Below are 10264 nucleotides of genomic sequence, written 5' to 3'. Positions count from 1 at the left end.
CTCCCGAGCCCGCCCCCGCGCCGAAGGCCGAGCCGGAGCCGGCGCCCCCGAGCGCGGGCGGCGGTGACGCGACACCGGTGCTGATGCCGGAGCTCGGCGAGTCCGTCACCGAGGGCACCGTCACGCGCTGGCTGAAGAAGGTCGGCGACTCGGTGCAGGTCGACGAGGCACTGGTGGAGGTGTCGACCGACAAGGTGGACACCGAGATTCCGTCACCGGTGGCCGGGGTGCTGCTCAGTATCACCGCCGACGAGGACGCCACCGTGCCGGTGGGCGGTGAGTTGGCCCGGATCGGCAGCGCTTCGGCAGCGCCCGCCGCGGCCGAGCCTTCCCCCGCGCCCAAGGAGCCCGAGGAGCCCGAGCCTTCCCCTGAGCCCAAGGAGCCCGAGCCTTCCCCTGCGCCCGAGCGCGAACCCGCCCCGCAGACCAGGGCCGCGGCCCCGGCCGCGCCGAAGCCGGAACCCGCACCGGCGCCGGCCCCTAAGCCCGCAGCGGCCCAGCCTGCGCCGGCCGCGCAGGGCGACGGCACTCCGTACGTCACCCCGCTGGTGCGGAAACTGGCCAGTGAACACAACATCGACCTGGTCGAGGTGAAGGGCACCGGCGTCGGTGGCCGCATCCGCAAGCAGGACGTGCTGGCCGCCGCGCAGCAGAAGCAACAGGCGCAGCAGGCGCCCGCCGCCCCGGCTGCGCCGGCCGCCGCCGCGCCGCCGGCCAAGGCTCCGGCGGCCGCGCCGGCCCCGTCCCCCGCGCTGGCCCACCTGCGTGGCACCACGCAAAAGGCCAGCCGGATCCGCCAGCTGACCGCCAAGAAGACGCGCGAGTCGTTGCAGGCGACCGCGCAGCTCACCCAGACCCACGAGGTCGACATGACCCGCATCGTGGGCCTGCGGGCGCGGGCCAAGACGGCGTTCGCCGAGCGCGAGGGGGTGAACCTGACCTACCTGCCGTTCATCGCCAAGGCGGTGATCGACGCGTTGAAGGCGCACCCGAACGTCAACGCCAGCTACAACGAGGACACCAAGGAGATCACCTACTACGACGCCGAGCACCTCGGCTTCGCGGTCGACACCGACCAGGGCCTGCTCTCCCCCGTGGTCCACAACGCCGGCGACCTGTCGTTGGCGGGGCTGGCCCGCGCGATCGCCGACATCGCCGAGCGAGCCCGGTCGGGCAACCTCAAGCCCGACGAGTTGTCCGGCGGCACGTTCACCATCACCAACATCGGCAGCCAGGGCGCGCTTTTCGACACCCCGATCCTGGTCCCGCCGCAGGCGGCCATGTTGGGCACCGGCGCCATCGTCAAGCGGCCGCGGGTGATCGTCGACGAGTTCGGTAACGAGTCGATCGGTGTGCGCTCGGTGTGCTACCTGCCGCTGACCTACGACCATCGGCTGATCGACGGGGCCGATGCCGGACGATTCCTCACCACGATCAAGCACCGGCTTGAAGAGGGAGCGTTCGAGGCCGATCTGGGGCTCTAGAAAGGCTTGCTGAATTGGCCAAGCCCGTCATCGCTATCGCGGGTTCCTCCGGCCTGATCGGTTCCGCCCTGGCTGCGGCGCTGCGCGCCGCGGATCATCGCGTGTTGCGCATTGTGCGCCGCACCCCGGCGAATCCCGATGAGCTGCACTGGAATCCGGAGAACGGCGAGTTCGATCCCGACGCGCTCGCCGCGGTCGACGCCGTCGTCAATCTGTGCGGCGTCAACGTCGGGCAGCGTCGGTGGTCGGGGGCCTTCAAGCAGAGTCTGCGGGACAGCCGCATCACCCCCACCGAGGTGCTGGCGGCGGCGGTCGCCGACGCCGGTGTCGAGACGCTGATCAATGCCAGCGCGGTCGGGTTCTACGGCGACACCAAGGACCGTGTCGTCGACGAAAACGACCGCGCCGGAACGGGTTTCCTGGCCCGGCTGTGTGAGGACTGGGAGGCGGCGACGTTACCGGCGCAGTACGGCGGGGTGCGCGTGGTGCTGGCCCGCACCGGCCTGGTGCTGGCCGCGGCGGGTGGGGCCGTGCGCCGGATGCGACCGTTGTTCGCGCTGGGGCTGGGCGCCCGGCTGGGCAGCGGCCGTCAGTACATGTCGTGGATCAGCCTCGAAGACGAGGTCCGAGCCTTGCTGTTCGCGATCAGTCACCCGTCGCTGTCCGGTCCGGTGAACCTGACCGGGCCGGCGCCGGTCACCAACGCCGAGTTCACCACCGCATTCGGCAGCACGGTCAATCGTCCGTCGCCGATGGTGTTGCCCGCCTTCGTCGTGCGGGCCGCGCTCGGCGAGTTCGCCGACGAGGGTCTGCTCACCGGTCAGCGCGCCATCCCGTCGGCTCTGGAGCGGGCCGGTTTTCAGTTCCACCACAACACGATTGGCGAGGCGTTGGCGTATGCCACCGCCCGGCGCGACCACGACTAAGCCGCTGGTGGTCACGGAGTTGCGCCCTCGCGTCGCTCCCGGGACTTCATCGCTACGCGCCTTCGTCGTCGTCTGGCTGGTGGAGCAGTTTATCGGGGTGGTGATAGGGGTTGACGCGGGGTTGGCCGCGGTCCAAGTGCGGCGGCGGGATCCATTCGGTATCGCCGTTGGCACGCTTGCGGGTGGTCCAGCCGCGCGGCCGCAGGAGGCGATGGTGAGGCCCGCAGGCCAATGTCAGGTTGTCGATGCCGGTGCTGTGGCACTGTGCGTAGTCCGTGACGTGGTGGACTTCGCAGTAGTAACCGCCGACGTCGCAGCCGGGTGCGCTGCAGCCACGGTCTTTGGCGTAGAGCACGATGCGTTGTCCCGGTGAGGCCAGGCGTTTGGTGTGGTACAGGGCCACGGGTTTGGCGTTGTCGAATACGGCCAGGTAGTGATGGGCATGCCGGGCCAGCCGGATCACGTCGGTGATGGGCAACCGGGTGCCGGCGCCGGTAATGCCGTGCCCGGCAACGGCTTCGAGCTCGTCCAGGGTGGTCGTCACGATGATGGCGGCCGGTAACCCGTTGTGCTGCCCCAACTGACCGGAGGCCAAGACCGCGCGCAAGGCGGCATTGAAGCCATCGTGATGGCGTTGGGCGGCCGAGCGGGGATCGTGATCGATCGCGTCTTGAGTGGGCGCACCGTCGACACATGGGGTTTGGTCGTCGGGGTTGCACATGCCGGGGGCGGCCAGTTTGGCCAACACCGCCTCCAGCGTGGCGCGGGCCTCCGGGGTGAGCCAACCGGTCAGGGCGGACATGCCATCGGCCTGCTGCTTGCCCAGCGTCAATCCGCGCCGATGGGCACGGTCGTCGTCGGTGAAGCTGCCGTCGGGGTTGAGGCAGTCGGTGAGGTGCTCGGCGAACCCGACCAGCTGCTCGGGCCGATATTGCGTGGCCAATCGGGCCAGGTCGGCTTCGGCTTGCGTGCGGGTCTCGCTGTCGATCCAGCCCGGCAGTTGGTGGTAGAACCGGCGAATGATCGCCACATGCTCGCGGCCCAACTTTCCGGACCGCAGCTCCTTGGCCGTCGCGGCCAACACCGGTGCCAACGGTTCACCGGTCAATGCGCGCCGCTCGCCGAGATCAGCGGCTTCGCGAACCCGCCTGCCGGCCTCGGCGCGGCTGATCAACGTCGCGTCGGCGACCGCGTGGGACAGCTTGCCGCCCAACTCCTCGGGAGTGGCCTCTTGGGCGAGCTGGTTGATCAGCGGGTGCTCCCCCGCGCACAGCAGCCGACGCACGCGCTCGTAGTGTCGCAGCATCGTCAGCCGTTCCCGGGTGTGCAGCATGTGGGTGTCGAGCCCCAGCACGGTGTCCAGCGCGGCATACAACCCCTCGAACGCCGCGGTGGCGACGTCGTCGTCGGCGACAACACTGGTGCTCATATCGACGAAACTAAGCCCGCCCACCGACAAAAAGCCGTCCGGTGTGATTACAGAAACGTAAGTGGCACAAGAGATTACCGAGTGTGAACCCACGGCGATTTGTCGCTCAAAGGCGGGCAAAAACACACATGCCCTCCCGTCGATCCGACCGACGATCCGCCGACCAAGCCCACCCGAGTAACCTCGCGACCATGACTTCAATCCGGTCGCAGACCGGCGCGATCGACGTCCGCCAGCTCGGCACGGTCGACTATCGCACCGCCTGGCAGCTGCAGCGCGATTTGGTCGACGTCAGGGCCGACGGCGGCCCGGACACGCTGCTGCTGCTCGAGCACCCGCCCGTGTACACGGCCGGACGGCGCACCGAGCCGCACGAGCGGCCGGGCCCCGACTTTCGAGGCACCCCCGTCATCGACACCGACCGGGGCGGCAAGATCACCTGGCACGGCCCCGGTCAGTTGGTCGGCTACCCGATCATCGGGCTGGCGGAACCTCTCGACGTGGTGAATTATGTTCGGCGACTTGAGGAGTCGTTGATCAAGGTGTGTTACGACCTAGGCCTGGATGCCGGCCGGGTCGAGGGCCGCTCCGGCGTGTGGGTACCCGGACGGCCCGCCCGCAAGGTCGCCGCGATCGGCGTGCGGGTCTCGCGGGCGACGACGCTGCACGGCTTCGCGGTCAATTGCGACTGCGACTTGAGCGCCTTCACCCCCATCGTGCCCTGCGGCATCAGCGACGCCGGCGTGACGTCGTTGTCCGCCGAACTCGGCCGCACCGTCGCCGTGGCCGACGTCCGCGCCGCCGTTGCGCAGGCCGTCTGCGACGCCCTCGACGGCGTCGTGCCGGTGCAAGCCCATGACTTACCGGTGGGAAGCGGCGGCGCTGCCCGCGTAGCATCGAGATCGTGACTGTCGCTCCGGAAGGCCGCAAACTGCTGCGGCTGGAAGTGCGCAACGCGGCGACCCCGATCGAGCGCAAGCCGCCGTGGATCAAGACCCGAGCCCGGATGGGACCGGAGTACACCCAGCTCAAAAGCCTGGTGCGGCGCGAGGGTCTGCACACCGTGTGCGAAGAGGCCGGCTGCCCCAACATCTTCGAATGCTGGGAAGACCGCGAAGCGACCTTTCTGATCGGCGGCGACCAGTGCACCCGCCGCTGCGATTTCTGCCAGATCGACACCGGCAAGCCCGCCGAGCTGGACCGCGACGAGCCGCGCCGGGTCGCCGAAAGCGTGCAGACGATGGGGTTGCGCTATGCCACCGTCACCGGCGTCGCCCGCGATGACCTGCCCGACGGCGGCGCATGGCTGTACGCCGAAACGGTGCGAGCGATCAAGGCACTCAACGGATCGACCGGCGTCGAGCTGCTGGTGCCCGACTTCAACGGCGCGCCCGAACGGCTGGCCGAAGTCTTCGACTCGCGTCCGGAAGTGTTGGCGCACAACGTCGAAACGGTGCCGCGTATCTTCAAACGGATCCGCCCCGCCTTCAGCTACCAGCGCAGCCTCGGCGTGCTCACCGCCGCCAGCCAGGCCGGGCTGGTCACCAAGAGCAACCTGATCCTCGGGCTCGGCGAGACCGCTGACGAGGTGCGCACCGCACTGACCGACCTGCACGAGGCGGGCTGCGACATCGTCACCATCACCCAGTACCTGCGCCCGTCGCCGCGCCATCACCCGGTGCAGCGCTGGGTCACACCCGAGGAGTTCGACGAGTTCGCACGGTACGCCGAAGGGCTGGGCTTTGCCGGCGTGCTGGCCGGACCGCTGGTGCGCTCGTCGTACCGGGCGGGCCGGCTCTACGCGCAAGCCATGAGCAGCCGCGCCACGGACGCCCTGGGGTGACTCGAAGCCGCCGGTGACCGTCGGCTACGTATCCTTGGTGATTATGGCTAAACCCCGCACCGCCGCCGAGAACAAGGCCGCCCGAGCCGAAGCGACCGCTGCCCGCAAGGCCGCGGGCAGGGAGCGCCGGGCCCAGCTCTGGCAGGCGTTCAACGTTCAACGCAAGCAGGACAAGCGCCTTCTGCCGTACATGATCGGCGCCTTCGTCGCGATCGTGGCCGTCTCGGTGACGGTGGGCGTGCTGGTCGGCGGGTTCACCATGTTCACCCTGATCCCGCTCGGCGTGGTGCTGGGCCTGTTGGTGGCGTTCATCATCTTCGGGCGGCGGGCCCAGAAGTCGATCTACCGCCAGGCCGAGGGACAGACGGGCGCGGCGGCCTGGGTGCTGGACAACATGCGGGGCAAATGGCGGGTCAAACCGGGTGTAGCGGCCACCGGCCACTTCGACGCCGTGCACCGGGTGATCGGCCGGCCGGGTGTCATTCTGGTCGGCGAGGGGTCACCGGGACGCGTGAAACCGCTTCTGGCACAAGAGAAGAAGCGCACCGCACGCCTGGTCGGCGACGTGCCGATCTACGACATCGTCGTCGGCAACGGCGACGGTGAGGTGCCGCTTTCCAAGCTGGAGCGGCACCTGACCAAACTTCCCGCCAACATCAGCGTCAAGGCCATGGACGTCCTGGAGTCGCGGCTGGCCGCGCTGGGGTCGCGGGCCGGGGCGGCCATGATGCCCAAGGGGCCGCTGCCAGGCGCCGGCAAGATGCGCGGCGTGCAGCGGACCGTGCGCCGCAAGTAAGCGCTACCGGCGCACCACGGCGGTATTGGTCACCCGGTCCTGAATGCCGCGGCCGTCCCAGTCGGTGAACAACGCCGGGATCACGAGCGCGACCAGCACACCGCGCAGCGCAACGCGGCCCAGGCCCAGTCGGTCGTCCAACGCCGCCACCCGCAGCCCGAGCGCCAGCTGGCCGGGCGTGAAACCGAACAGCCGCAGCGCCACCACGCCGAGCAGGAACCAAATCACCAGCACCGCCGTCGACAACATCCGCTCAGAGAAGACCCCGAGCGCCAGGCCCAACGCCGCCAGCCCATAAGCGATCAGCCAGTCGATCAGCAGCGCCGCCAGTCGCCGCCCGATCGACGCCAGCGAACCCGGCCCGGCTTTCGGCAGGCCCAGCGTCTCCCCCGGGTACGCCGGGCGCGATTCCGGCATCAGCGGACCCTGCCCGAAAGCCGGGACACTCTGGTGCGCGCGCGGGACAGACCGGATACGATCTTGCGATCCATGGGCCTCACAATAGAACCCGCCGGTGCTCCGCTTGAGTTTGTGAGACGCATGGTCACGTAACCTGCGCGCAACACGGGGTTGACGAGCGGGCAACATCATCTCCATAGCGTCAGGCCGCGGATTACATAGCAAAGGAGCATTCAGTGACGGAAAAGACGCCCGACGACGTCTTCAAGCTCGCCAAGGACGAGAACGTCGAATTTGTCGACGTGCGGTTCTGTGACCTGCCCGGCATCATGCAGCACTTCACGATCCCGATCTCGTTCTTCGACGAGAGCATCTTCGAAGACGGGTTGGCCTTCGACGGCTCGTCCATTCGCGGATTCCAGTCCATCCACGAGTCGGACATGCTGCTCCTGCCCGATCCCGCGACCGCGCAGATCGACCTTTTCCGTGAAGCCAAGACGCTGAACCTCAACTTCTTCGTGCACGACCCCTTCACGTTGGAGGCGTACTCGCGTGACCCGCGCAACGTCGCCCGGAAGGCCGAAAACTACCTGATCAGCACCGGCGTCGCCGACACCGCGTATTTCGGTGCCGAGGCGGAGTTCTACATCTTCGACTCGGTGACCTTCGACTCGCGCACGAACGGCTCGTTCTACGAGGTGGACGCGATCTCCGGCTGGTGGAACACCGGCGAGCCCACCGAGGACGACGGCACCCGCAACCGCGGCTACAAGGTCCGTCCCAAGGGCGGCTACTTCCCGGTTGCCCCCGTCGACCATTACGTCGACCTGCGCGACAAGATGCTGTCCAACTTGATCAAGGCCGGCTTCACCCTGGAGAAGGGCCACCACGAGGTGGGCACCGGCGGCCAGGCCGAGATCAACTACAAGTTCAACACCCTGCTGCACGCGGCCGACGACATGCAGCTGTACAAGTACATCGTCAAGAACACCGCATGGCAGCACGGCAAGACCGTCACCTTCATGCCGAAGCCGCTGTTCGGCGACAACGGTTCGGGCATGCACACCCACCAGTCGCTGTGGAAGGACGGCAGCCCGTTGATGTACGACGAGACCGGCTACGCCGGGCTCTCGGACACCGCTCGCCACTACATCGGCGGTCTGCTGCACCACGCCCCGTCGCTGCTGGCGTTCACCAACCCGACGGTGAACTCCTACAAGCGTCTGGTCCCCGGCTACGAGGCCCCGATCAACCTGGTGTACAGCCAGCGCAACCGGTCGGCCTGTGTGCGTATCCCGATCACCGGCAGCAACCCGAAGGCCAAGCGGCTCGAGTTCCGTTGCCCCGACTCGTCGGGCAACCCGTACCTGGCGTTCGCGGCCATGCTGATGGCCGGCCTGGACGGCATCAAGAACAAGATCGAGCCGCAGGCTCCGGTCGACAAGGACCTCTACGAGCTCCCGCCGGAGGAGGCCGCGAACATTCCGCAGGCACCCACCCAGCTGTCCGCGGTGATCGACCGGCTGGAAGAGGACCACGAATACCTCACTGAGGGCGGCGTTTTCACGCCCGACCTGATCGAGACGTGGATCAGCTTCAAGCGCGAGAACGAAATCCTGCCGGTGCAGATCCGCCCGCACCCGTACGAGTTCGCCCTGTACTACGACGTGTAAGTCGGCTCCGGGCTGTCAGCTGCGTAAACGCACCTGATTCGGTATTGCGTCCGCAGCAGTTCCGATTGAGTCCATCCGCTTGGCGATCACAGCACCGATCGCCGAGCGGGTGGACTCATTGGCTGCTACGCACCAGTTACTCGGACGCGACGGACGTCATTCATCGGCGCACACCATTAGTACGCTGAAACAGGTTGCGGTTTAACCATTCCAGGACAGCCGACCATAGAGAGCAGCTGTCCGCGATCCAGCACCGGCCTTGTGTTCTCGCATATCACCACATCCGGGATGCCTGGCAGCCTATGCTAGCTGCCGTGATTACCGCCGCGCACCCGCTGGTTCCGGCCACGCAAACACCTGATCCGGCTGAAGCCGTCTCGCAGTGGACGTCGCTTCAAAAGCTGGCTTTCCGACTGCTTTTCACTATTGGTGGTGGATTGCTGTTCGCAGTCGGTGGGGTGATTTTACTGGTCACGGTGGACGTCAGTGTGGTGAAGGACGATGTGGGCCGGTACCCATTCGAACCGGTGATCTGGCTGCTCTCGCAGATCGGCAGCTATTTGACCCGAGGTCGCGGTGTCGAGATCACCAGGTCGGCCGGCTCAGACCTGCTGTGGTTCTGGTGTTTGCATCTCGGTTGGATTGTGGTGGCACTGCTGATCACCGCGTTGTGGACGGTCATGGATCGGCGGCGCTCCGACTACCGGCGTCTGGCCGCCTCGCTGATCGTGTTCGCGCGCTTCGGGTTGGCGGTGGTGATGATTCTGTACGGAATGGGCAAGGTGATCCCCGTCCAGATGGGGTTCATGGCGCTGCCGGATCACCAGTTGCAGTTGGTGGGCGATACCAGCCTGTTCGAGACAATGTGGGGTTTCGTGGGTGCCTCCGAGCTGTATTCGGTCATTACCGGGCTGATTGAAGTGGTCTCGGGAATACTGCTCCTATGGAACCGCACGTGGCTGCTGGGAGCAATCGGATCTGTGATCGCCACGGCGCAAATATTCATGCTGAACATGATTTACGGAGTACCGGTCAAGCTGGTCGCCGCCGAATTGTTCTTGCTGGCAATCGCTATCACTTCGCCGTACTGGTCGAACCTGGCGCGCGTGGTGTTCAATCGCGGCGAGACTCGCCCGGTTGAGCTTTGGTCACCACTAGGAGCGGATAGACGGTGGCTGCGGCTAACGGGCGTGGTCGCGAAGTTCGGCATCGTCGGTATTTTGCTGATATTCACCGCAGTCGGAGGCACCACCTTATACAGCGTCTATCACACTCCCGGCTCAACTCTCGACGGGGTTTGGCGTGCAACGTCATTCACCATCGACGGCCGCGAAGCCACGCTGAACGAGACGAGCCCGCAGCCGTGGACCAATGTGGCGATCGCCGACCGCAACAAGGTGCCCGAGCTCGGCGTGGTCAGGTTTGTCAGCCAGGCGCCAGCGGGTTACACCACCGTGTGGCTGCTCAAAGTCGACGGGGATCGCCTCGAGCTGCGCAAGCGCGAGTCGGACTCCATGCGCGTCGTGCTACGCGCCACGCAGCCGGACAAGGATCACCTGGTCCTGACAGGCGAGTTCGACGGCAGCCAAATCAAGGGCATATTCGAGCGCCGGGTGATGGAACGCAGCAGGTCGGGTTTCCGGCTCATCAGTCCGCCAATACCGCTGGATTCGGTGCGCTAGCGCTGGGCGGATCAAACAAATGCGGCTGTGCG

The 10264-nt window shown here is 66.9% G+C and carries 9 protein-coding genes; 7 read left to right on the top strand and 2 right to left on the bottom strand.

Annotated features, from left to right (window positions below; all coding sequences use genetic code 11):
- Both sucB and AWC25_RS24520 read left to right on the top strand, forming a co-directional pair.
- Positions 1 to 1484 (top strand): 2-oxoglutarate dehydrogenase, E2 component, dihydrolipoamide succinyltransferase (gene sucB / locus AWC25_RS24525; RefSeq protein WP_085168036.1); only part of this gene is annotated, 1484 nt, incomplete at its 5' end.
- A gap of 14 nt (positions 1485 to 1498) precedes the next feature.
- Positions 1499 to 2410 carry a TIGR01777 family oxidoreductase gene (locus AWC25_RS24520; protein ID WP_069400960.1) on the top strand — a complete coding sequence of 304 codons (912 nt, stop codon included), beginning with the start codon at positions 1499 to 1501 and terminating at the stop codon, positions 2408 to 2410.
- Between the two features lie 52 nt (positions 2411 to 2462).
- On the opposite strand, the gene AWC25_RS24515 is transcribed toward AWC25_RS24520, so the two are convergent.
- On the bottom strand, positions 2463 to 3839 hold the full coding sequence (locus AWC25_RS24515; protein WP_085168034.1) for an HNH endonuclease signature motif containing protein: 1377 nt from the start codon (positions 3837 to 3839) through the stop codon (positions 2463 to 2465).
- A gap of 191 nt (positions 3840 to 4030) precedes the next feature.
- Between AWC25_RS24515 and lipB the strand changes: the two genes are divergently transcribed.
- Genes lipB through AWC25_RS24500 form a run of 3 tightly spaced genes read left to right on the top strand, consistent with a single transcriptional unit; the run spans position 4031 to position 6478 of the window.
- Positions 4031 to 4747: a lipoyl(octanoyl) transferase LipB gene (lipB, locus tag AWC25_RS24510; protein WP_069400958.1), complete on the top strand. Its 717-nt coding sequence runs from the start codon at positions 4031 to 4033 to the stop codon at positions 4745 to 4747.
- Positions 4744 to 5682, top strand: a complete 939-nt coding sequence (gene lipA, locus AWC25_RS24505) for a lipoyl synthase (RefSeq protein ID WP_069400957.1) — start codon at positions 4744 to 4746, stop codon at positions 5680 to 5682. Before lipB ends, lipA begins: the two co-directional genes overlap by 4 nt.
- Before the next feature lie 43 nt (positions 5683 to 5725).
- On the top strand, positions 5726 to 6478 hold the full coding sequence (locus AWC25_RS24500) for a DUF4191 domain-containing protein (protein WP_069400997.1): 753 nt from the start codon (positions 5726 to 5728) through the stop codon (positions 6476 to 6478).
- Positions 6479 to 6481: 3 nt separating this feature from the next.
- On the opposite strand, the gene AWC25_RS24495 is transcribed toward AWC25_RS24500, so the two are convergent.
- Entirely contained in the window at positions 6482 to 6895 is a 414-nt protein-coding gene (locus AWC25_RS24495) for an RDD family protein (protein ID WP_069400956.1), read from the bottom strand.
- A 218-nt stretch (positions 6896 to 7113) separates the two neighbouring features.
- Between AWC25_RS24495 and glnA the strand changes: the two genes are divergently transcribed.
- The gene (gene glnA, locus AWC25_RS24490) at positions 7114 to 8550 is read left to right on the top strand and encodes a type I glutamate--ammonia ligase (protein ID WP_069400955.1); all 1437 of its coding nucleotides are present in this window, start codon (positions 7114 to 7116) and stop codon (positions 8548 to 8550) included.
- A gap of 317 nt (positions 8551 to 8867) precedes the next feature.
- Positions 8868 to 10232, top strand: a complete 1365-nt coding sequence (locus AWC25_RS24485; RefSeq protein WP_069400996.1) for a hypothetical protein — start codon at positions 8868 to 8870, stop codon at positions 10230 to 10232.
- Positions 10233 to 10264: the final 32 nt, after the last annotated feature.

The sequence above is a fragment of the Mycobacterium sherrisii genome (genome assembly GCF_002102355.1).
Taxonomy (GTDB): Bacteria; Actinomycetota; Actinomycetes; order Mycobacteriales; family Mycobacteriaceae; genus Mycobacterium; species Mycobacterium sherrisii.
Note: the sequence above shows the minus strand (reverse complement) of the source record. Positions and strands in the feature narration are given on the sequence as shown.

What these genes read in the sequence shown, in the direction of transcription:
- AWC25_RS24500 (WP_069400997.1), top strand. Translation starts at nt 5,726, where the DNA reads ATGGCTAAACCCCGCACCGCCGCCGAGAACAAGGCCGCCCGAGCCGAA.
- AWC25_RS24515 (WP_085168034.1), bottom strand. Translation starts at nt 3,839, where the DNA reads ATGAGCACCAGTGTTGTCGCCGACGACGACGTCGCCACCGCGGCGTTC.
- AWC25_RS24495 (WP_069400956.1), bottom strand. Translation starts at nt 6,895, where the DNA reads ATGCCGGAATCGCGCCCGGCGTACCCGGGGGAGACGCTGGGCCTGCCG.
- lipB (WP_069400958.1), top strand. Translation starts at nt 4,031, where the DNA reads ATGACTTCAATCCGGTCGCAGACCGGCGCGATCGACGTCCGCCAGCTC.